The sequence below is a fragment of the Rhodococcus spelaei genome (assembly GCF_006704125.1).
Taxonomy (GTDB): domain Bacteria; phylum Actinomycetota; class Actinomycetes; order Mycobacteriales; family Mycobacteriaceae; genus Rhodococcus_G; species Rhodococcus_G spelaei.
The window spans coordinates 387,718-408,391 of the sequence record NZ_VIGH01000001.1; the positions used below are offsets into that span (position 1 = coordinate 387,718).

A 20,674-nucleotide genomic window follows, 5' to 3' on the forward strand; every position below is an offset into this window, starting at 1 on the left:
CTGGTCTACCTGGCAACAGCTTCACGCACCGTGCGCGGAGCATCAGGCCCGAGGAGCCCGCCATGACCACCACGCCGCACACCTCGACCATCGCCCCCGCGACCGTCGCCGGCACCCACCCGATCTCGCCGCGCACCCGGCTCGTCGGACGCATCGTCACGGGCGTCGTCGTCCTGTTCTTCCTCTTCGACTCGCTCACCCACATCGCGAACGTCGAACAGGTGCGCACCGCGATGGCCGACCTCGGGTTCGACCCGAGCCTGAACCGGGTGTTCGGCGTGGTGCTGCTCGCGTGCCTGGTGATCTACCTGGTGCCCGTCACGTCGATCCTCGGCGCGGTCCTGCTGACCGGCTACCTGGGCGGGGCGGTGGCCACGAACCTGCTCACCGAGCAGCCGATCCTGAGCACCACCCTGGCCCCGATCTACTTCGGGATCCTGGTCTGGGGCGGGCTGTACCTGCGCGACGCCCGGGTTCGGGCGATCATGCCGCTCGTCCGCCGCTGACGCCGCGTCCCGCGTGCCACCGTCCTGAATGGGCCATCCGGTCAGTTCAACTGACCGGATGGCCCATTCGGTGCGGGTGGGGGCGGGACTCCGGGCGAAGATCAGGGTCGAATTCGGGGTGACACCTGATGCGCCGACCCCGGCCCGGGCGACAGGATGTCGACATGACCTTCGACAGCAACACCACCAAGCCCTTCGCCCGCTCGACCACGCAGCGCATGCTCGGCGGCGTGTGCGGCGGCATCGCCGAGTACTTCGGGGTCGACGCCAACCTCGTGCGAGCCGGCGCCGTCCTCGCCGCCTTCGCCACCGGTGGCACCGCCGTCCTCGTCTACCTCGCGCTGTGGATGCTGTTGCCCGCGTGAGGTCGTCGGATCAGCTGACCGGGACCGGCTGCGGCCAGCGCGGGTGCGCGGCGTCGATGACGACCGCGTGGGTGTGCCGGTAGAGGTCGTCCCCGACGAGGTCGGCCGCCGCCCGCTCGGCGGGGGTGAGCGACTCCGCGTCGTGCAGGTGGGTGATCAACTCCGGGTCGTGCCGCGGCCACATCCACAGTGCCGCACCGAGTCCGGCGGCACCGATCACCGACAGCGTCACCCAGGTCGTGGTCAACCCGGAGGCCGCGAGCCATCCCGCGATCGGGTAGGTGACCAGCCACGCAAGGTGGGAGAGCGAGAACTGTGCGGCGAACAGGGCGGGTCGGTCCGCCGGGCCGGAGGACCGCCGCAGCACCTGGCCGGTGGGGGTGAGCACCGCAGCGGTGCCGGCGCCGACGACCGCCCACACTCCGACCGCGGCGGCCCAGCGCCAGTTGCCACCGTCCGCGAGCGAGAGCAGGATCGCCGCCCCGAGACCGGCGAGCAGCGTTCCGCCGCCTGCCAGCATCACCGGCCGGGCCCCGACCCGGTCCAGCACCCGCGGTGCGGTGAGCGCGATGATCATCGTCCCGAACCCGTTGGCGGCCAGCAGAACCGCCACGCCGGACTGGGTTCCGCCGAGGCTGTCGCGGACGTAGTTGACGGTGTTGACCATGATCACCGACCCCGCCGCCGCAACCGCGAGGTTCAGGCCGAGGAGTCCCCGCAGGCGTGGGGTGGCCGCGAAGATGCGCAGGCCGACCGTGATCCGGTCCCGGAACGTGCCCTCCGTGGTTGCCGTGCTGTCGGGGATGCGCGTGGCGATCACCAGGGCGGCCGAGACAACGAATCCGATTGCGGTGCCGACGAACAGCCAGTGGAAGCTCACCAGGGTCAGGGCAACCGCGGCCAGCATCGGGCTCAGCAGGGTCTCCATCGTGGCGGCCAGCTGCGCGGCCGACAGCGCGCGGGTGTACTCGCGTTCGTCGGGGAGGATGTCCGGGATGATCGCCTGATAGGTCGGGGTGTACGCGGCGGAAGCGGTCTGCAGGATCGCGATCAGCAGGTAGATCTGCCAGACCTGGTCGACGAACGGCAGCGCCATCACGATCGCCCCGCGAATCGCGTTGAGCGAGATCAGGAACGGTCGCCGGGGGAGCCGGCCCGCGTAGGCGGCGACGACCGGGGCGACGGTGACGTAGACGACCATCTTGATGGTCAGTGCGGTGCCGAGCACCGCTGCCGCGTCGGCGCCTGCGAGCTCGTAGGCGAGCAGCCCGAGCGCGACCGTGGTCAGGCCGGTGCCGAACAGGGCCGACACCTGGGCGGTGAACAGCCGGAGGTAGTCGCGGTTCGCGAACAGCGACGTGAGGGTGGACTCGGACACGGTGGTGGGTTCCTTCGTCGATGGGGTGGGTCGCGGGTACGCGGACAGCAGCAGTCGCACATCGGGTCGCCTCCGGTGGGTGTCAGTGGTGGTGGTGTGCGGCCGCGGTGAGGGTGAACGCGGCGGTGCGGACGGTGTCGTCGTGCCGGAAGTCGAGGAACAGGCGGTACGTTCCGACGCCCGGTGCTGCGGTGTGGAAGGTGACGGCAGGGCCGGGCGCGGTGACCCCGTCGCCGGGCGCCCCGTTCGGGTGGACGTGGACGTAGGCGAGGTCGCCCGCGCGCAGCACCACCAGGTGCCCGTAGGCGCCGAGGTACGGCTGCAGGTCGGTGACGGGCACGCCGTTCCGGCGGACGGTGAGGGTCAGCAGGCCGCCAGCGCCGGTGGTCAGGTCCCCGTCGAGGGTGACCTCGTAGTCGTCGACGACGGCGGCGCGGTTCGGGGCGGGCGTCGGCCGGGGGTCGTAGTCGCCGGCGACGGCGAGGTCGGCGCCGAGCGTGATCGTGCGTCCGAGCGCGGTCGGCGCGATGTCGGTGAACACCCGGTAGGCGCCGGCCTCCGGCAGGTGCAGGCGCACCGACCAGGTGCCGTCGTCGGCGAGCTCGGGGTGCACGTGCCAGAAGCCGGTCAGCTCGCGCTGCGCGACGATCAGGTGCAGGTCGCGGTCGTGGATCGAGGTGTAGTCGGTGACCGGGCGGCCGTCGGGGCCGAGGATGCGGAACCGGAGGTCGAGGTCGCCGGGCCGGACGACGGTCTCGGCCAGGTCCAGGGTGTAGCCGTCCTGTGTGATCTGCAGTCCGCCCGGCAGTCCCGCGGGATGGTCGCCGCCGCCGTGCGCGTGAGCCGTGTGGCCGCCGTGGCCAGCGTGGGCGTGGGCTTGGGCCTGGTCGGCGGCCACGTGGCCGCCGTTGGCGTGGCCGCCGTTGGCGTGGGTGCCGTGTGCGTGCTGGTCGTGGGTGTGGGTGCTCATCGTCGTTCCTCTCGTTGCGGGGTGGTCCCAGGAACGAAGATACATACCCCCTGGGGGTATCGCAAGGGGTGTGGAGAATCGCCGTGCGGGGTGTGTCGGGGTTCGACCGGGTGGCTGGTCCCGGCCGGGGTCAGTGCCGGGTGACGACGACGAACGGTCCGACCTCGGTCGTGGTGAACCGCGGGTCGTCGAACAGGGAGGTCGGGAAGGTCACGGTGTAGCGCTTGACGTTCGGGTCGTTCGGGTACACGTCCTGCGCCAGCCGCAGCGTGTAGCCGTCGGCGCTCTTGCGGAAGACGAACACATCCGGTGCGCGCCACGGGCTCTCGTCCAGCTGCCGGATCAGGTCGTCGGGACTGGTGGCCTCGGTCCACCGCCCGATGGCGGCGGCCCGCTTGTCGAACTCGGCGAGGGGGTTCGCGTAGTGCGAGGTCAGGCCCTGGAATCCGAAGTACGGGTAGAAGCTCAGGAAACTGGTGTCCGCGGTGAGCACCACGGTGTCCGACCGCGGCTCGGGGCGCTGCGATCGGATGGTCGCGTCCACCTCGGAGTAGTAGGACGCGGCGCCGGGCGGCCGCTTGTCGGCCCGCACGCCGTCGCCGTCGGTGTCGGTGTAGGCGGTGTTGATCTCGGGGGCCAGGTGATGCGGGATCGACTGTGCGAACGCCACCGCGCCCAGCGCCCCGACCGCGACCAGTGCGGCCTTGATCCGGGGATTGTCGCTGGTCGCCAGGATGATCCAACGGGAGAAGTCGACGAAGCCGAAAACGCCTGCAGCGCCGAGCAACACCAGCAGCACCGGCTCGAGACGGAAGGACAGCAGCGTGTTGCCCGCGGCGGTGAAGGCCATCGACAGCAACGACCACAGGTACACCGCGACCACACCGATGCCGAGGGACTGGGCTCGCCGCGACGTGGTGGCGCGGCCGACCAGCCACACCGTGCCGAGCAGGCAGAGGGCGCCGATCAAGGACGCGTCGAACATCGGCAGCGGCAGGGTGGAGCCGGGCTCGGGCAGGTAGTGCGTGGCGGTGCCCGAACCGGCGGGGGAGCCGTGGCGCAGTTCGAGCAGGAACGGCGTCCACACGATCAACGCGATCAGCCCGGCGATCGCCCCGGCCGCGACGAGCCGCAGCAGCGGATCGCGCACCGCGGCGAATCCGTCCGCGCGCCATGCCAACCCGGCCGCGACCAGCGCCATCAACGTCACGGCGAACGCGGCCCAGCCGAGGTAGAGGGTGTAGAAGGTGGCGGCCAGGCCGAGGAAGGCGCCGGTGCCGACGATCGCGCCCCAGCCGCCGGAACCGGGGGCGCGGTGCAGACCGCCCCAGGCCAGCACCAGCACCGGCGGCAGCAGCACCACGAGCACCGCGCTGTACGGCTCGGGGGAGGCGTAGGCGAGCGCGATCGCGCTCACGGCGAGGGTCACGACGACGGCGAGGTCGGCGCGGATCAGCCTGGACCACAACACGAGTGCGATCACCGACGCGACCGCCAGCGACGCGATCGAGTACGGCTTGAAGACCTCCCAGCCGGACATCCCCAGCAGGTTGGCCACGCGTCCGCCGACCCAGAACCAGCCCGCCGGGTAGAACGACGGCAGGTCGGCGTAGGTCATGTCCTTGAGGGCCGCGGTGTCGGTCATCCGGGTGAGGAACTCGGTGCGGAACTCCTGGTCCACCGAGACGCCGAACAGGTACAGCTTCGTCGCGGCCAACGGCATCCCGAGGGTGACCGTGACGAATCCGGACACCCCCACCCAGGAGAGTGCCTTCGCCACCAGGGGGGCGCGACCGGCGCGCAGCAGCCACACCGACACGGCCAGCAGCACCATCGCGGCCACCTGGCCGACAGTGGTCAGGGCGCGAGTGACGTTGGAGGAGTTGAACGCCGGCCAGTGCACCACCGAGAATGCGACCAGTCCGACCGCCGCGACCACGGCCGCAACGACAGCCGCCAGCACCATCTCGCCGATCGCCTCGATCGCCCGCCGGGCGGGTTGAACGGGGTGGGGCGGGGCAGTGCTGGCGGTGGTCGTCACGAATTCGGAGTCTAGGCGCTACGCGCCCGTGAGTACTTGTGGCCCGCAGGCGGACCAGAAGGACTCACGGGCGGCGGAGCCGCCTAGACCGGCAGCTTGCGGAAGACGGCGCGGGGGACGTGCCGCAGGATCACCATCACGAAGCGGAACGGGCCCGGTGCCCAGACGATTTCCTTGCCCTTGTCGGACGCGGAGACGGCCAGCGCGGCGACGTCCTCCTTGTTCACCGTCAGCGGGGCCTCCTTGACGTGCGCACTGAACTGCGTGCGCACCATACCCGGGCGGACCACGGTCACCTTCGGGCCGTACTCGGCGAGGGCCTCGCCGAGGCCCAGGTAGAAGCCGTCCAGGCCGGCCTTGGTGGAGCCGTAGACGAAGTTGGCGCGCTTGACGCGCTCGCCCGCCACCGAGGACATCGCGATGATGCGACCGAAGCCCTGCGCCTTCATCTTCTCGCCGACCAGCACACCGACGGAGACAGCCGCGGTGTAGTTGACGTTGGCCACCAGCACGGCCTTGCGCTGGTTCTGCCACAGCTCCTCGGCGTCGGCGTCCAGGCCGAACGCGACGATCGCGACGTCGACGTCGCCCTTCGACCACGCCTCGTCGATGACCTTCGGGTGCGACTCGGTGTCGACGGCGTCGAAGTCGATGACGTCGACCTCGGTGGCGCCCTTGGCCTTCAGCTGCGCGACGGCGCCGTCACGGCCCGGGTCGCCAGGCAGCGCGGCCAGGATGACCCGCATCGGCGCCTTCTCGAGGTACTTCTCGCAGATCGCGAGGCCGATCTCCGAGGTGCCGCCGAGCAGCAGGAGGGTCTGGGGGTTACCCACGGCGTTGATCATCAGTGCAGTTCCAACCTTCTGGACATGTCGGAGGCGAAAACGCCTGTGGGGTCGTATTTGCGACGGGTCGCGATCCACTCGCCGATCCGCGGGTACATCGCGTGGAAGGTCTCGGCGTTGGTGCGCGAGTCCTTCGCGGTGTACAGCCGGCCACCGAACTCGAGCACCCGCTTGTCGAGTTCGGTGACGAACTCGTTGAGGCCGGCCTTGATCGGGAAGTCGACGCAGACGTTCCAGCCGCGCATCGGGAAGCTCAGCGGGGCCTGGTTGCCGTCGCCGAACAGCTTGAACACGTTGAGGAACGAGTAGTGCCCGGAGCGTTGGATGTCGACGATGATCTTCTTGAACTCGTCGACGGCGTCGGTCGGGACCACGAACTGGTACTGCAGGAATCCGTTGGACCCGTAGGCGCGGTTCCACTCGCCGAACAGGTCGAGCGGGTGGTAGAACGCCGTCAGGTTCTGGACCTGGTTCGTCGCGTTCTTCGTCTTGCGGTAGTACAGCTCGCCGACGATCGTGAAGTCGAACTTGTTGGCCAGGCCGTTCGGGAAGATGTCCGGGAACGTCACCAGGGGCTTGGCGTTGAACCGCAGCGGATCCTTCTGCAGCTTCGCCGGCAGTTGGTCGAGCGTGGCGAGGCTGCCGCGCGAGACGGCGGCGCGCCCGAGCTTCGGCGGCGCGGAGATCGCGTCGAACCACGCCGAGGAGTAGTCGTAGTTGGCCTCGCTGCCGTCGCTGTGCAGCGCGATCGTCTCGTCGAGACTTTCCGTGCGCCTGCTGTCGGCGATGAAGTACGCCGTCTCGGTCGGCGTCATCTTGATGGTGGCGCGCAGGATGATGCCGGTCAGGCCCATGCCGCCGACCGTCGCCCAGAACAGCGCGCCCTTCGGGTCGTTCTTGCCGCCCTTCGGGGTCAGCTTGCGCACCTGACCGTCCGCGGTGAGCAGGTCCAGCGACACGACGTGGTTGCCGAAGCTGCCCGCGCTGTGGTGGTTCTTGCCGTGGATGTCGGAGCCGATCGCGCCGCCGATGGTGACCTGGCGGGTGCCGGGCAGGACCGGGACCCACAGGCCGAACGGCAGAGCCGCCTTCATCAGCTGGTCCAGGTTCACACCGGCGTCGACGTCGACCAGCCCGGTCTCCCGGTCGATGCGATGAATGCGGCTCAGCGCATTCATGTCGATGACCAGGCCGCCCGCGTTCTGCGCGGGATCGCCGTAGGAGCGGCCGAGGCCGCGGGCGATGACGCCACGGCGCAGGTGGCTCGGCTTCCCGTCGTTGTGCTCGGCGACCTGCGCGACTGCGCTGGCGATCACCTCGACGTCGGGGGTGGACAGCACCTCCGCGGTGGTCGGGGCGGTGCGCCCCCAACCGGTGAGGGTGCGGGTCTGGGTTGTCAGAGGCTGCGGCGGCGTGAGCGCGGCAGGCGACTCTTCTGCTGTCGTGGACATCGGTGTAGAGGTTACTCGTCGGCCGCGATTGCATACCCCGGTCGCTGCGCCGAGTGTGCAGATCCGGTCGCCGAAACTCGACATTTGCCCCGACAACTGCACGCTCGTCGGGCCTCCGTCGCACCGTCGCCTACGCTCGATTCGTGTCCGGTACCCCCCAAAGTCCCAAGCCGCACGTGCCGCTGGCCGTCGACCTCCCGTTGGCCGACGAGTCGGTGCAGCCCGAGGTCGATCTCAAGACCCAGATCGTGCGTTTCGTGGCGACCGGCGCGTTGTCCGCGGTGGTCGATTTCGGCCTGTACGTGGTCGGCCTGGCGATCGGGTTGCCCGTCGCCGTGGCCAAGTCGATCAGCTTCGTCGCCGGCACCACCACCGCCTACGTCATCAACCGCCGGTGGACGTTCCAGGCGGAACCGAGTCGCGCGCGGTTCATCGCCGTGGTGGCGCTCTACGCGGTGACCTTCGCGGTGCAGGTCGGCCTCAATCAGGTTATGTACCACACCTTTCCGGACGTGTGGTGGCGCGTCCCGCTCGCCTACCTGATCGCGCAGGGCACCGCGACGGTGATCAACTTCCTGGTCCAGCGGATGGTGATCTTCAAGATCCGGTAGTCGCGGCGGTCGGTCGTCATCCTTGCCGGGTGACGACAAGGCCGTCGGTCCGGGGAATGGTGGGGTGACGCCCAACTTCTCGGAGGAACACATGCCCAGTTCACCAGTCCACGGCACCTTGGCGAATGTTCGGATGGACGGCGAGCTTCCCCGCCGCGCGGACCTGCCGACGATCTTCGACGAGCTCGATCATCAGCTGGCCTGCCAGGCGTACCTGTGGTCCTTGCCGCTGGTGTCGTACGCCCAATGGCAGGCGCAGCACCGGGACGTGTTCGGCGCGACGGACTACGACCTGGTGCACTACGTCACCTATCAGGACCGTCTCGGCCTCATCACGGCGAATGCGACGACGCCGTACATCCTGAACTTCATCGACCTCAGCCAGACCGGACCGCTGGTCGTGGAACTGCCACCCGGACCGACCGCGGGCGGGTTGTCCGACTTCTGGCAGCGCGAATGCGGGATCCTCGGCGAGATGGGCCCGGACCAGGGCCGCGGTGGCAAGCACTTGATCGTTCCGCCCGGGCAGGACACGCCCGACGTCGACGACAGCTACTACGTGCACGAGGCGAGCGGCATGAACGTTATGTTCGGCTTCCGCACGCTGGACCCCGACCCGGCGCGGTCCCAGAAGCTGGTCGACGGGATCCGGATCACCCCGTTCGATGGACGCGAGGCACCGCAGACCCGGATCGTCTCCCCGGCAGGCCGGGCGTGGAACGGCGACCAGCCGCGCGGCCTCGACTACTGGGTTCGACTGCACGACATCTATCAGCACGAGATCGTCGACGAGCGCGACCGCTTCTACCTGGCGATGCTCAAACAGCTGGGCATCGAGAAGGGCAAACCGTTCGAACCCGACGAGCGGCTGACCCGGATCCTGACCGCGGCTACCGCCACAGGTGAGCTGATGGCGCAGGCCAACTCGTTCGCCAAGCGCTTCCCGGGGGCCCTGTACTGGCCGGACCGGCAGTGGGATCTGGTCGCCCAGCTCGACCACTCCGATCAGCGTGGCGAGCACCACGACCAGCTGCTCGAGCGCGCCGCCTGGTTCTACGAGGCGGTCAGCTTCTCCGAGGCGATGAAGAGTCAGACGCCGGGCGTCGGACAGGCGTACCTCGGCGCGTACACCGACGCGGCGGGCGAGTGGTTGGACGGCGGCGAGCACTACACGCTGCACGTCCCCGCCGATCCGCCCGCCAAGTTGTTCTGGTCGGCCACCGTCTACGACGTCGACACCCGCTGCCTGATCGACAACGAGCAGCAGCGCGGCGACCGTGGATCGCGCGATCCCGACCTCGTCAAGAATGACGACGGCTCCGTCGACCTCTACTTCGGGCCGACCGCGCCGGGCGGCAGGGAGGCCAACTGGGTCCAGACCATCCCGGGCCGGCACTGGTTCTCATACTTCCGGTTCTACGGCCCCTTGGAACCGTACTTCGACCGCAGTTGGAAACTGGGGGACATCACCCCCGCCTGAGAACGGACAGTCAGGGTGCGCCGACGGTCAGCGTCAGCGATCCCGTCCGCTGCCGGCCGCCGCCGTCGACCCAGCCGAGGTCGACGCGGTCGCCGGGATGGCGGGCGGTCATCTCGACGGTCAGGTCGCTCGACGAGCGGATCGGGTTCGCGCCCCAGGACACGATCACGTCTCCCCGCGCGATCCCGGCCTGTTCGGCGGGGCTGCCCGCGCCGACCGCGACCACCTTGGCCCCGGACTGGGTCTCGCCGACATCGGTGACGGCGACGCCGAGCAGCGGCGTCGGCCCGATGTGCACGGTCTCCGAGGTCCGGCCCCCGCGGATCTGGTCCGCCAGCGCGACGGCATCGTCGATCGGGATGGCGTAGGACTCGATCGGGATCGGCGCGCCCGTCGTCGGCGGCGAATCCGGTGCGGGCGTGGAGCCGGCGGAATGCCCCGGATCGACAGGCGCCGGACGCATCCCGGTGTTGCCCGCGGTGCTGACGCCGACGACCTTGCCGAACGCGTCGACCAGTGGCCCGCCGGAGTCGCCGGGCCGGATGTCCGCGTCGACCTCGATCATGCCGGTGAGCCGGTTGCGACTGCCGTCCGAGGCGTTGCGCGCGGTGACCGACTGGCCGACGCCGACCACTTCGCCGGGCGCGGACAGCGGTATCCCGCCGCCCTCCGCGTTGCCGATCGCGATGACCGGGTCGTGCCGGTGCAGGTCCGCGGACCGGCCGAGCGTGGCGGTCGGCAGGCCGGTCACGTCGTCGAGTCGCAGCACCGCGACGTCCCGGAACCGGTCGTAGCCGAGTACCTGCGCGGTGTGGCGGGACCCGTCGACGAGGGTGGTGGCGCTGATGTCGGTGGCGCCGTCGATGACGTGGTGGTTGGTCAGCACCACACCGTCGGGGGTGAGCACGATGCCGGTGCCCGCGGTGGTCAGCGGGCCCGCGGCGGAGGTGATGGTGACGATGGTCGGCACCACGCGGGCCGCGATCTCGGCGGGGGCGAGCGGGACGGGCGCGGGCGCGGGGGCGGCGACCGGTGCCGGGATGTTCGGCAGGGTGGGCGAGTCGGTGCCGAGTCGGCCGCCGACCAGCAGGCATCCGGCGACCGCGGCGACGAGCAGCAGCGCACGCAGGCCACGGTGACGCGGCGGCCGTCGTCGGTCGCGCTCCCTGCTGTCCATCCACACCCTGCATCCGGCGGCGCAGCCGCCCTCTCCGAATCCTGCGCAGTCGTGCTCTAGACGCTACTGGGGTCCTGTCGCGAGTGCGCGCTTTCGGGCGCGCGGAAATGAGATGTACGTAACTTTCAGTTGCAGCTAATTCCTACTCATGAGTAATTTCATTCGCGTACTAGGCAGTGGCGGGGGGCCGGCTGGCCGTGAGAACGACGACGATCAGCAGAGGTGGACGATGCCTGCACTGTCACGAATGGCCCGCTGGCAGCTGGTGGGGCTCGCGCTGCTGGCGCTCGTCGGCCTGGTGTTCGTCGGCGGCAAGTACGTCCGGCTCGACAATCTGCTCGGCTTCGGCCAGTACACCGTGACTGCGAACTTCGCCGATTCCGGTGGCATCTTCACCAACGCCGAGGTGACCTACCGCGGCGTCCCGGTCGGCACGGTCGGGAACCTGCGACTGACCGACGACGGCGTCGCGGTGGATCTGATGCTCGACAACGACGCTCCCAAGGTGCCCGCCACGGCCAAGGCGGTCGTCGCGAACCGCTCCGCCATCGGTGAGCAGTACGTCGATCTCCAGCCCTCCTCCGACGGCGGACCGTTCCTGACCGACGGCTTCCACATCGCGCGGGCGAACACCGTCATCCCGGTCCCGGTCGAGCAGGTGCTCGCCGGCACGAACACACTCGTGCACTCGGTGCCGCTCGGTTCGCTGACCACCACGGTGCGCGAGCTGGGCGAGGCCTTCGACGGCAAGGGCGACGACCTGCAGAAGCTCGTCGACTCGGTCAACTCGTTGTCGAAGGCCGGAACCGACAACCTGCCCCAGACGACAACGCTGATCCGTGACGGTCGGAAGGTTCTCGACACTCAGGCGGCGCAGTCCTCCTCGATCAGGGACTTCAGCGCGGACCTCGAACTGCTCTCGCAGCAGCTGAAGTCCGACGACCCCGACCTGCGACGGCTGATCGACACCGGCACTGCCGCCAGCACGCAGGTCGGGTCGCTGCTGGCCGCGTCGGGCGCGAACCTGACGACGAACCTGACCAATGTCGCCCAGCTGTCGCGCTCGCTCGGGCCCCGCGCGCTGGCGCTGAACACCCTGCTCACCTACCTGCCCGCGCTGGCCGGCGGCGCGAGCACCGTCACCCCCGGCGACGGCACCATCCACCTGGGTCTGCTCGCCGAGACCAACAACCCGCCGCCGTGCACCCAGGGCTACGAGGGCACCCGCGAGATCGTGGAACGGATGAAGCGGGAGAACCCCGACTTCGACGAGACCCGCGACGACTTCCCGCTCAACACCGAGGCGAACTGCACCACCCCGCTCGGCAGCGCGACCGGTGTCCGGTCCGCGAACCGAATCGCCTACGCCGATCCGAGTACCCCGCAGCCGTGGGACAACAAGCCGAAGAAGGCGCCCGAGACGCTGAACCTGAACCCGATCGCCACACAGCTGGCACGACTGACGGGCGTCACCCCGAAGTGACGGCCCGAAAAGGGTGAAGCCGCCGGCACCTGAAACAGGTGCCGACGGCCTCCGGTGACGATGCCCGCCATATCGCCTCTCGGCAAGTGGTCGCTCGCAGCGACAAATATGATGTGGTACCCGGGGTATGTCCGGACGTCGCCAGCCCGTTCAACGGTACCGGGTCGAGTTCTATTCCGGCCTCCGGTGGGCCTCTCGGTCAGCGGTGACGGAAGGCAGGGTGCCAACGCGACGGCGCCTCACTCACCCGTCGAACTTCGGCAGCACACCTTCCTCGACCAGGTGTGCCAGCGTGGGCGCCGCCGAATCCTTCTCGGACAGCTGGTAGGCCAGGGCCGTGCCGTCGCGCCCGACCGTCGGCCACTCGATGGCGACGTCCGGGTCGAGCGGGTGCAGGTCCCGGTCCAGGCTCGGGGTGTACTCGATCGAGCACAGGTACATCACCGTGGAGTCGTCCTCGAGCGAGAGGATGGCGTGCCCGAGTCCCTCGGACAGGTACACGGCCCGACGGTCCACGTCGTCGATGAGCACGCTGTCCCACCGGCCGAACGTCGGCGACCCGACCCGCAGGTCGACGATCACGTCCAGGAAAGCGCCCTTGACGCAGGTGACGTACTTCGCCTGCCCGGGTGGGTAATCGGTGAAGTGCACCCCGCGCAGCACCCCGGCCGCGGACACCGAGCAGTTCGCCTGCTGCAACTTCAGCGGCCGCCCGACCGCCGCCTCGAACGCCGAGCCCTTGAACCACTCCAGGAACACCCCGCGGTCGTCGCCGAACTGTCGGGGCGTGATCTCCCAGGCGCCGGGAATGCTCAGTTCACGGAACTCCACCGTCACCAGTCCTTGCCGCGCTCGAGCAGCCCGAGCAGGTAGTCGCCGTAGCCGGACTTGACCAGGGTCTCCGCGCGTTCGCGCAGCTGGTCGTCGTCGATGAACCCGCGCCGCCAGGCGACCTCTTCGGGCACACCGATCTTCAGGCCCTGCCGTTCCTCGATGGTGCGCACGTAGTTCGACGCGTCGAGCAGGGAGTCGAAGGTGCCGGTGTCGAGCCAGGCCGTGCCGCGGGGGAGCACCTCCACCTGCAGTGTGCCCGCCTCCAGGTAGGTGCGGTTGACGTCGGTGATCTCGTACTCGCCGCGCGCGGACGGCTCGAGCCCGCGCGCGATCGAGACGACGTCATTGTCGTAGAAGTACAGTCCCGGCACCGCGAACTGCGACCGCGGCGACTTCGGCTTCTCCTCCAGCGACACCGCACGCCCGTCGGCGTCGAACTCGATCACGCCGTACGCGCCGGGCTCGGAGACCCGGTAGGCGAATACCGCTCCGCCGGTGAGTGATTCGAATCGGGTCAGTTGGGTGCCCAGGCCGGGGCCGTAGAAGATGTTGTCTCCCAACACCAGTGCGACGGTGTCGGAACCGATGTGGTCGGCGCCGATGACGAACGCCTGCGCGAGGCCGTCGGGACTCGGTTGCACGCGGTAGCCGATGTTCACGCCGAACTGGGAGCCGTCGCCGAGCAGTCGGCGGAATGCATCCGCGTCCTCAGGGGTGGTGATGACCAGGATGTCGCGGATGCCGGCCAGCATCAAGGTGGACAGCGGGTAGTAGATCATCGGCTTGTCGTAGACCGGCACCAGCTGCTTGCTCACCCCGAGGGTGATCGGGTGCAGCCGTGACCCCGTCCCACCGGCCAGAATGATTCCGCGCATGCCGTGCAGTGTCCCACGCACCCGGATCCGGGGGCGGCGACGCACAGTAGAGTTCGAGGATATGAGGCTTCTCGTCACCGGGGGCGCCGGATTCATCGGCGCCAATTTCGTGCACCAGACCGTGACGGAGCGACCCGACGTTCGTGTCACCGTCCTCGACGCTCTGACCTATGCCGGCAACCGCGCCTCGCTGGACCCGGTGACGGACCGGATCGAGTTCGTGCACGGCGATGTCACCGACGTCCAGGTGGTCGACCGGCTGGTCGCGGACTCGGACGCGGTGGTGCACTTCGCGGCGGAGTCGCACAACGACAATTCGCTCGCCGACCCGTGGCCGTTCGTGCACACCAACGTCGTCGGCACCTACGCCCTGCTCGAGGCCGTCCGCCGGTACGACGTGCGCTACCACCACATCTCGACCGACGAGGTGTACGGCGACCTCGCGCTCGACGACCCGGCCCGGTTCACCGAGCAGACCGCCTACAACCCGTCGAGTCCCTACTCCTCGACCAAGGCGTCGAGCGACATGCTGGTGCGTGCCTGGACCCGGTCCTTCGGAATTCGGGCGACACTGTCGAACTGCTCCAACAACTACGGGCCGTACCAGCACGTGGAGAAGTTCATCCCGCGCCAGATCACCAACGTCCTCGACGGCGGACGACCCAAGCTGTACGGCGCGGGCGCGAACGTGCGGGACTGGATCCACGTGGACGACCACAACCGCGCGGTGTGGGAGATCCTGGACCGGGGCGCGATCGGCGAGACGTACCTGATCGGTGCCGACGGCGAGGCCGACAACCGGACGGTGGTCGAGACCGTCCTGGAGATCCTCGGCCGGGACCGGGCGGACTTCGATTTCGTGCCCGACCGGCCCGGGCACGACCTGCGCTACGCGATCGACTCGACGCGGCTGCGCACCGAGCTCGGCTGGGCGCCGCGGTTCCGGGACTTCCGCGCCGGGCTGGAGGCGACGGTCGCGTGGTACCGGGACAACGAGGCGTGGTGGCGCCCGCAGAAGGCCGCGACCGAGGCCATCTATGCGAACAATGAGCAGGATTTGGAAAGTTGAGCATGATTTCCCCGCCGGGTCCTAGCGACTCCGCTACGCTGCTGCCCGCGGGTGCGAAATCGTCCCTGTAGCACGGTGTTCGATTGACGACACGGTGTTCTACCGTTCGTCTCGGCCCTGTGCCAGGGAAGGATCTGTGATGGCCGGCGCGCATCGGGCCCCCACCCGCTGGGACACCGCACGACGAGGTGCGGCACTGCGGACCGTCGCGGTGGCCGCCACCTTCGGCACCGCCGCGATCGCCGCGCCCAGCGTCGCGGCCGCCGAGCCGGTCACCGGTACCGCGTGCAGCGGCCTCGGCGCAGACCTCGTCGATCTGGCCACCGGATCCGCCGGCGGCGAACTGGCCGCCCTGCTCCCGTGCCAGCTGACCGACACCGCCGACAGCTTCATCGGGTTCGTCGGCCTCGGCAGCGTCGGCGACGCCGTGAACGACGGCGCACTCGGCTCCTCGAACCTGGGTCCCGGCAACGTCGGATCCTCCAACACCGGCTCGGACAACGCCGGGTGGAACAACGACGGGTGGGCGAACACCGGTTCGGCCAACTCGGGATCCGCCAACGCGGGCTGGAACAACGACGGCTTCGCGAACACGGGTTCGGCGAACTCGGGTTCGGTGAACGCGGGCTGGAACAACGACGGTTTCGGGAACACCGGTTCGGCCAACTCGGGGCTGGGGAACACCGGTTGGAACAACATCGGTTGGCTGAACACGGGTTCCGCGAACGCCGGCTCGTCGAACACCGGTGGGTTCAACCTCGGTTCCTCCAACACCGGCTGGTTCAACGTGGGCTCGTCGAACACCGGCTCCGGGAACTTCGGATCCGCGAACTCGGGCTCGACCAACGTCGGGTCGGCGAACACCGGCTCCGGCAACGCCGGGTCCGCGAACACCGGGTCGGGGACCACGGGATCCCTCGAGACCGGTGTCGGCTCCGCCGCGGTCGGCCCGCTCTCGTAGAACGCGCCGACAAACGCCGATTGACGCGCGGGCCCGCCCGCGCGGCGGTACCGTCACGACCGCAACACCCATTCTGAGAGTTCGCTCGCGCCTTACGGGTTGAGAAGGAGCACTCCATGAACGTTGTTCGCCGGGTCACCACGGTCAGGACCCTCGCCGTCGCCGCCGCGCTCGCCGCGCTGTCGACGGGCTACGCGGGCGTCGGCCTCGCGAACGCCGATCCCGTGAGCGATCTCGTGGGTGCGCACACCGCCGTGGCCGCCGCCCGGCCGTCCTGCGCGGACGCCGGACTGGCCGACGTCGCGGTGCTGGTCCGGTCCCTGGCGCCGGACGATGTCGCGATCCTGCTGCCCTGTCGCGACGTGGCCGGCGGCCTCGGCTCGGGCAGCGCCGGTTCCTCCGGCGGCGGCAGCAGCTTCGGGTCCCTCAACGTCGGCCCGGACAACACCGGCTCCTACAACGCGGGCTCCCAGAACACCGGCTCGAACAATGTCGGCTCGACGAACACCGGCTCCGGCAATGTCGGGTCGTCCAACACCGGCTCCGGCAACGTCGGGTCTGCCAACACCGGTTCCGGCAACGTCGGGTCCGCGCAGACCGGAACGGCGAACGCCGGGTCCGCGAACACCGGAAATTTGAACCTCGGATCCGCGAACACCGGCTCGACCAACGTCGGGTCCGCCAACACCGGCTCGAGCAACACCGGATCGTTGAACACCGGCTCGCTGGTCGAGGGCTCGGCGACAACCGGGATCGGGTCGGTCGGGATCGGGCCGCTGGGCATCGGCTGGAACTGAGCTCGCGCACCCATGTGCCGAGGTAGCGGGTGCGCGGCCGGAGGCGCAACACCGGACCGCCTAAGCTGAGAACTCGCACGCACCGGCAGGGGGCCGTCCTCGCGGAAGTCGGGTGCGCGGGTTCATCTAGGAGATTGACGAAATGCTGTTGTCCGTCGTGGTGCCGTGTCACAACGAGGAGGACGTTCTCGCCGACCTGGTACGCGAGGTGCTGAGCACCCTCGAGCAGGCCGACGTGGACGTCGAACTCGTGCTCGTCGACGACGGCAGCCGGGACGACACCGTCCGCATCATGCGCGAACTCCACGAGCGGGATCCGCGCTGCCGATTCGTCTCCTTCAGCCGCAACTTCGGCAAGGAAGCGGCAATGCTCGCCGGCCTCGGCTACGCGCAGGGCGACGCCGTCGTCATCATGGACGCGGACCTGCAGCATCCGCCGCACCTGCTGATCGAGATGCTCCGCCTGCACGGCGAGGGCTACGACCAGGTCATCGCGCGCCGAACCCGGGAGGGCGACGCGTTCACCCGAACCGTCCTCTCGCGTCTGTACTACCGCCTGGTCAACGCGATGGTCGACGTCAACATGCAGGACGGTGCCGGCGACTTCCGCCTGCTCAGCCGCCGGGCGGTCGACTCCCTGCTCCGGATGCGCGAATACAACCGCTTCTCCAAGGGCCTGTTCTCCTGGATCGGTTTCCCCACGATCACCGTGGACTACCACAACGTGGCCCGGCAGGGCGGCGGCGAGAGCAAGTGGACCTTCCGTCGGCTGCTCAACTACGGACTGGACGGCATCATGTCGTTCAACAACGCCCCGCTCCGGCTGTCGATCTATATCGGCGCGATCGTCACAGGGCTGTCGTTCGTGTACGTCATCGGCCTGATCGTCGCCGCGCTGATGCACGGCGTGACGGCCCCCGGTTACGTCACCCTGATCGCCGCGATCACCGGCATGGGTGGGCTGCAGTTGCTGTTCCTCGGGGTGATCGGCGAGTACGTCGGGCGGATCTACTACGAGGCGAAGCGCAGGCCGCACTACCTGGTCGCCGAGACCGAACCGGGCGCGCGCGAGGGTGGCTCGATCCGATGATCCGACACATCCTCCGGTTCGGCGTCGTCGGTCTGATCAACACCGCCGTCTACTACGGGCTCTACCTCGCGTTCAACACGGTGATGCCGTACCTCGCGGCGCACCTGCTCGCCATCGCGATCTCGATGGTCGGCTCGTTCTTCCTGAACTGCTACTGGACCTTCCGGACCCCGCCGACGTGGCGCAAGTTCGCCCTGTTCCCCCTCACGAACGCCACGAACTATATCGTCACCACCGTCGGCATGATCCTGCTCGTCAGTGCCCTGCACGTCGACGACCGGATCGCACCGCTCATCGCGGCGGTCGCCGCGATCCCGGTGACGTTCCTGTTGTCCCGCCGCATCCTCACCCGTCCGAGTCCGACCGTCCCGGTTCCGGAGGCAGTCGAGACACACTGACCCTTTTCACCGTTTCGGGCCCGCCACGACGCTGCCCTATGCTCTCTCGGGACCTTGGAGGGGATCGAACGGTGACGTCGGGCAACACAGCGCAGACCAACGGAGCAGCGACGGGCATTGTGCAACGGTGCCGGCGACTGCCGGACTGGCTGATCGCGCTCGCGGTGGGACTACTGACCGCGCTGATCGCGACGATCGCGCAGTGGCGGGGACACTTCTTCTACTACGTCGGCGATCAGCACGAGCAGTTCGCGCCGCTGTGGCACGTGTTCGGCACGAGCCTGCGGGCCGGGCAGTGGCCGACGATGGATCCCGCGGGCTGGATGGGCGGAAACTATGCCGCCGAGGCCCTGACCGGGATCTGGAACCCGGTGAACCTGCTCAACTTCATGCTCGTCTCGCACTTCGACAACCTGTCGTTGGCGGCGTTCGTCGTGATGGTCGAGATGCTGGCGATCCTCGGTGCGGGCGTCTACCTGCTGGCCCGCGAGTACGGGTCCCGTCGCGCGGCCGCGGTGATCGTGGCGACCGCGCTGCCGGTGTCGGGGTTCACGCTCTGGTACGAGGCGTCGGGTTGGCCCGCCGGCCTGATGGCGTTCACCTGGGTCACCCACTTCTGGTGGTCCGCGCGCCGGCACTCGCGCGGTGCGATGAACCCCTTCGTCCCCTTCCTGTTCGGCGCGCTCGCCATGACCACCGGCAACCCGTACGCGCCGCTCGGACTGGTGGTCGTGCTGGCTGCGATCGCGGTCGAACTGGCGGTCCGGCGGCGGTACGTCCGGCTCGCTCACCTGGTGGTGTTGGGTGCGTGCGTCGGCGCGGTCGCGCTGCTGGTGTTCCTGCCGCTGCTCGGGACGAGCGAGGTCACCACCCGGGAGTCGCTGGCCGCGCTGTCCAACGACACCTTCCTGGTGCCGGACGTCGGCGACCTGGTGACCGGCAGTGTGCCCACCTACCTGCCGTCGATGTCGACGTGGGCCGGGGGCCGGCTCGAGTCCGTGCCGACCACCTACTTCGCCTGGTTCCTGGTGCCGCTGCTGCCCTGGTTGCGGTGGCGTACCGCGCGGGCCAGGGCGGGCGCGTTGACCAGCCTGTTCGGGGTGGGCGGTTTCTATCTCCTCGCCACCCTCGCTCCGTCCAATCTGTGGTTGTTCCGCTGGCCGGTGCGCCTGGTCGAGTACCTGTACCTCGCCGTCGGCGTGCTGTTCGCGGTGGCGCTGTCGGCGGGGCTGGCCAGGGACAATGTGCGTAGGCGGGCCGGCGCGACCGCCGCGCTGGTCGTGGTCGGCTTCTACCTCGGATGGGCGGTGCGCCCCGACGAGTTCCCCGTCCACGCCCTGGGTCTGCTGGTCGTCGCGGCGCTGCTGGCCGCACTGCTGGTGGCGTACCGCCGGGGCGGACTGCCGACCGCGGCGGTGGTCGCGGTCGTCGGTACAGCCGCCGTGCTGTTCATGCAGGCGTCGTCCTTCCCGGCGAGCGCGACCGACGGCGGAAAGTCCTACCCCGCGTACGACCTGAACCGGATCGCGGCGGGCACCGCCGACTACCGGGGCACCGTCCTGCAGATCGCCGCACTCGAGAACACCTCCTCGGAGGACATGCGCAGGGGCGAGATCCTGTTCGGCAACCTGCCACGGGCGGCGGGGATCCAGTCGGTCGCGAGCTACACCGGCATGGGCTTCGTCGACTTCGCCAAGGAACTGTGCATGGACTACCGCGGTGCCACCTGCCGCGACGCCTTCGACCGGGTCTGGCGTCCCGCGGACGCGTCGACGCCGGCCCCGCTGATCGACGTGATGGGGGTGTCCACGCTCGTCCTGCAGCGATCGCTGCTGCCGGAGGCCGCGGCCGCGGAACCGCCGCCGGGCTGGCATCGCGCCTACGACACCCCGGTGCGCGCGGTGTGGATCCGCGACGAGGTGCTGCCGGCCGACAGCCGTCTCACCTGGACGTCCCCGGGCGTCGAGGCGCGGACCGCGGAGTACGCGCCGCAGCGGGAGGCGGTGCACTACACCGCCGCGGAGCCGGGCCGGATCGCGTTCGCCCGGTTGGCCTGGCCCGGGTACACCGCCACCGTCGACGGCCGCGACGTCGAGTTGGCGCAGGGCCCGGCCGGACTGCTCGCGGTGGACGTCCCGGCGGGTGAGCACACGCTCGTCGTCGAGTTCGCCACGCCGGGCCTGCGGCTCGGGTTCGCGGCACTGGTCGGAGCGGTGCTGGCCGCGCTGGTCCAGACGGCGGTGTGGTTCTGGCGGCGTCCCACGCGTTCGCCGCGTCGAGGCGGAACCGCCCGCGGTTGATACCCTGCCACCCAGGGAGAACCCCGAGTTCGATCCGTACATG

At 69.4% G+C, this 20,674-nt stretch carries 19 protein-coding genes; 11 read left to right on the forward strand and 8 right to left on the reverse strand.

All coding sequences use genetic code 11. From position 1 onward, the window contains the following. The first annotated feature begins 62 nt into the window (after positions 1–62). Entirely contained in the window at positions 63–506 is a 444-nt protein-coding gene (locus FK531_RS01730) for a DoxX family protein (protein WP_142094912.1), read from the forward strand. Positions 507–670: 164 nt separating this feature from the next. Then, positions 671–871 (forward strand): PspC domain-containing protein, encoded by a 201-nt coding sequence (locus tag FK531_RS01735; protein ID WP_142094913.1) that lies wholly within the window; start codon positions 671–673, stop codon positions 869–871. A 10-nt stretch (positions 872–881) separates the two neighbouring features. On the opposite strand, the gene FK531_RS01740 is transcribed toward FK531_RS01735, so the two are convergent. From FK531_RS01740 to dprE1, 5 genes are all read right to left on the reverse strand, one after another. Next, positions 882–2,249 (reverse strand): MFS transporter, encoded by a 1,368-nt coding sequence (locus FK531_RS01740; RefSeq protein ID WP_142094914.1) that lies wholly within the window; start codon positions 2,247–2,249, stop codon positions 882–884. A gap of 82 nt (positions 2,250–2,331) precedes the next feature. Then, positions 2,332–3,219 carry a DUF8832 domain-containing protein gene (locus FK531_RS01745; protein ID WP_142094915.1) on the reverse strand — a complete coding sequence of 296 codons (888 nt, stop codon included), beginning with the start codon at positions 3,217–3,219 and terminating at the stop codon, positions 2,332–2,334. A 130-nt stretch (positions 3,220–3,349) separates the two neighbouring features. Continuing rightward, positions 3,350–5,185 carry a galactan 5-O-arabinofuranosyltransferase gene (locus tag FK531_RS01750; protein WP_142095318.1) on the reverse strand — a complete coding sequence of 612 codons (1,836 nt, stop codon included), beginning with the start codon at positions 5,183–5,185 and terminating at the stop codon, positions 3,350–3,352. A 158-nt stretch (positions 5,186–5,343) separates the two neighbouring features. Further along, the gene (gene dprE2 / locus FK531_RS01755) at positions 5,344–6,105 is read right to left on the reverse strand and encodes a decaprenylphospho-beta-D-erythro-pentofuranosid-2-ulose 2-reductase (RefSeq protein WP_142094916.1); all 762 of its coding nucleotides are present in this window, start codon (positions 6,103–6,105) and stop codon (positions 5,344–5,346) included. Continuing rightward, positions 6,105–7,556 (reverse strand): decaprenylphosphoryl-beta-D-ribose oxidase, encoded by a 1,452-nt coding sequence (gene dprE1, locus FK531_RS01760; RefSeq protein WP_142094917.1) that lies wholly within the window; start codon positions 7,554–7,556, stop codon positions 6,105–6,107. The genes dprE2 and dprE1 overlap by 1 nt, the downstream gene beginning before the upstream one ends. 143 nt (positions 7,557–7,699) lie before the next feature. Between dprE1 and FK531_RS01765 the strand changes: the two genes are divergently transcribed. Together FK531_RS01765 and FK531_RS01770 are read left to right on the forward strand one after the other, a co-directional pair. After that, positions 7,700–8,167 (forward strand): GtrA family protein, encoded by a 468-nt coding sequence (locus FK531_RS01765; protein ID WP_290367590.1) that lies wholly within the window; start codon positions 7,700–7,702, stop codon positions 8,165–8,167. Between the two features lie 91 nt (positions 8,168–8,258). Next, positions 8,259–9,647, forward strand: a complete 1,389-nt coding sequence (locus FK531_RS01770) for a DUF1254 domain-containing protein (protein ID WP_142094918.1) — start codon at positions 8,259–8,261, stop codon at positions 9,645–9,647. 10 nt (positions 9,648–9,657) lie between these two features. Here the strand turns inward: FK531_RS01770 and FK531_RS01775 are convergent, their stop codons facing one another. Continuing rightward, the gene (locus tag FK531_RS01775) at positions 9,658–10,824 is read right to left on the reverse strand and encodes a S1C family serine protease (RefSeq protein WP_142094919.1); all 1,167 of its coding nucleotides are present in this window, start codon (positions 10,822–10,824) and stop codon (positions 9,658–9,660) included. A 229-nt stretch (positions 10,825–11,053) separates the two neighbouring features. On the opposite strand from FK531_RS01775, the gene FK531_RS01780 reads away from it, so the two are divergent. Beyond that, the gene (locus FK531_RS01780) at positions 11,054–12,307 is read left to right on the forward strand and encodes an MCE family protein (protein WP_246097770.1); all 1,254 of its coding nucleotides are present in this window, start codon (positions 11,054–11,056) and stop codon (positions 12,305–12,307) included. A 243-nt stretch (positions 12,308–12,550) separates the two neighbouring features. Here the strand turns inward: FK531_RS01780 and FK531_RS01785 are convergent, their stop codons facing one another. Beyond that, positions 12,551–13,138, reverse strand: a complete 588-nt coding sequence (locus FK531_RS01785; RefSeq protein WP_142095321.1) for a dTDP-4-dehydrorhamnose 3,5-epimerase family protein — start codon at positions 13,136–13,138, stop codon at positions 12,551–12,553. Positions 13,139–13,140: 2 nt separating this feature from the next. Next, on the reverse strand, positions 13,141–14,016 hold the full coding sequence (gene rfbA, locus FK531_RS01790) for a glucose-1-phosphate thymidylyltransferase RfbA (RefSeq protein ID WP_142094920.1): 876 nt from the start codon (positions 14,014–14,016) through the stop codon (positions 13,141–13,143). 61 nt (positions 14,017–14,077) lie between these two features. Between rfbA and rfbB the strand changes: the two genes are divergently transcribed. From rfbB to FK531_RS01820, 6 genes are all read left to right on the forward strand, one after another. Then, positions 14,078–15,085 carry a dTDP-glucose 4,6-dehydratase gene (gene rfbB, locus FK531_RS01795; protein WP_142094921.1) on the forward strand — a complete coding sequence of 336 codons (1,008 nt, stop codon included), beginning with the start codon at positions 14,078–14,080 and terminating at the stop codon, positions 15,083–15,085. Positions 15,086–15,224: 139 nt separating this feature from the next. Beyond that, the gene (locus FK531_RS01800) at positions 15,225–16,046 is read left to right on the forward strand and encodes a hypothetical protein (protein ID WP_142094922.1); all 822 of its coding nucleotides are present in this window, start codon (positions 15,225–15,227) and stop codon (positions 16,044–16,046) included. Between the two features lie 116 nt (positions 16,047–16,162). Then, positions 16,163–16,843, forward strand: coding sequence for a hypothetical protein (locus FK531_RS01805; RefSeq protein ID WP_142094923.1), 681 nt, complete (start codon positions 16,163–16,165; stop codon positions 16,841–16,843). 142 nt (positions 16,844–16,985) lie between these two features. Beyond that, positions 16,986–17,933, forward strand: a complete 948-nt coding sequence (locus FK531_RS01810) for a glycosyltransferase family 2 protein (protein WP_142094924.1) — start codon at positions 16,986–16,988, stop codon at positions 17,931–17,933. After that, positions 17,930–18,331 (forward strand): GtrA family protein, encoded by a 402-nt coding sequence (locus tag FK531_RS01815; protein WP_142094925.1) that lies wholly within the window; start codon positions 17,930–17,932, stop codon positions 18,329–18,331. The genes FK531_RS01810 and FK531_RS01815 overlap by 4 nt, the downstream gene beginning before the upstream one ends. A 71-nt stretch (positions 18,332–18,402) precedes the next feature. Continuing rightward, positions 18,403–20,631: a glycosyltransferase family protein gene (locus FK531_RS01820; RefSeq protein WP_142094926.1), complete on the forward strand. Its 2,229-nt coding sequence runs from the start codon at positions 18,403–18,405 to the stop codon at positions 20,629–20,631. Positions 20,632–20,674 lie beyond the last annotated feature (43 nt).

Bases quoted from the DNA above. Each gene is read 5' to 3' on its own strand.
- FK531_RS01800 (WP_142094922.1), top strand. From the start codon at position 15,225: ATGGCCGGCGCGCATCGGGCCCCCACCCGCTGGGACACCGCACGACGA.
- FK531_RS01770 (WP_142094918.1), top strand. From the start codon at position 8,259: ATGCCCAGTTCACCAGTCCACGGCACCTTGGCGAATGTTCGGATGGAC.
- FK531_RS01775 (WP_142094919.1), bottom strand. From the start codon at position 10,824: ATGGACAGCAGGGAGCGCGACCGACGACGGCCGCCGCGTCACCGTGGC.
- FK531_RS01730 (WP_142094912.1), top strand. From the start codon at position 63: ATGACCACCACGCCGCACACCTCGACCATCGCCCCCGCGACCGTCGCC.
- FK531_RS01750 (WP_142095318.1), bottom strand. From the start codon at position 5,185: ATGGTGCTGGCGGCTGTCGTTGCGGCCGTGGTCGCGGCGGTCGGACTG.
- dprE1 (WP_142094917.1), bottom strand. From the start codon at position 7,556: ATGTCCACGACAGCAGAAGAGTCGCCTGCCGCGCTCACGCCGCCGCAG.
- dprE2 (WP_142094916.1), bottom strand. From the start codon at position 6,105: ATGATCAACGCCGTGGGTAACCCCCAGACCCTCCTGCTGCTCGGCGGC.
- FK531_RS01815 (WP_142094925.1), top strand. From the start codon at position 17,930: ATGATCCGACACATCCTCCGGTTCGGCGTCGTCGGTCTGATCAACACC.
- FK531_RS01780 (WP_246097770.1), top strand. From the start codon at position 11,054: ATGCCTGCACTGTCACGAATGGCCCGCTGGCAGCTGGTGGGGCTCGCG.
- rfbB (WP_142094921.1), top strand. From the start codon at position 14,078: ATGAGGCTTCTCGTCACCGGGGGCGCCGGATTCATCGGCGCCAATTTC.
- rfbA (WP_142094920.1), bottom strand. From the start codon at position 14,016: ATGCGCGGAATCATTCTGGCCGGTGGGACGGGGTCACGGCTGCACCCG.
- FK531_RS01735 (WP_142094913.1), top strand. From the start codon at position 671: ATGACCTTCGACAGCAACACCACCAAGCCCTTCGCCCGCTCGACCACG.
- FK531_RS01805 (WP_142094923.1), top strand. From the start codon at position 16,163: ATGAACGTTGTTCGCCGGGTCACCACGGTCAGGACCCTCGCCGTCGCC.
- FK531_RS01745 (WP_142094915.1), bottom strand. From the start codon at position 3,219: ATGAGCACCCACACCCACGACCAGCACGCACACGGCACCCACGCCAAC.
- FK531_RS01810 (WP_142094924.1), top strand. From the start codon at position 16,986: ATGCTGTTGTCCGTCGTGGTGCCGTGTCACAACGAGGAGGACGTTCTC.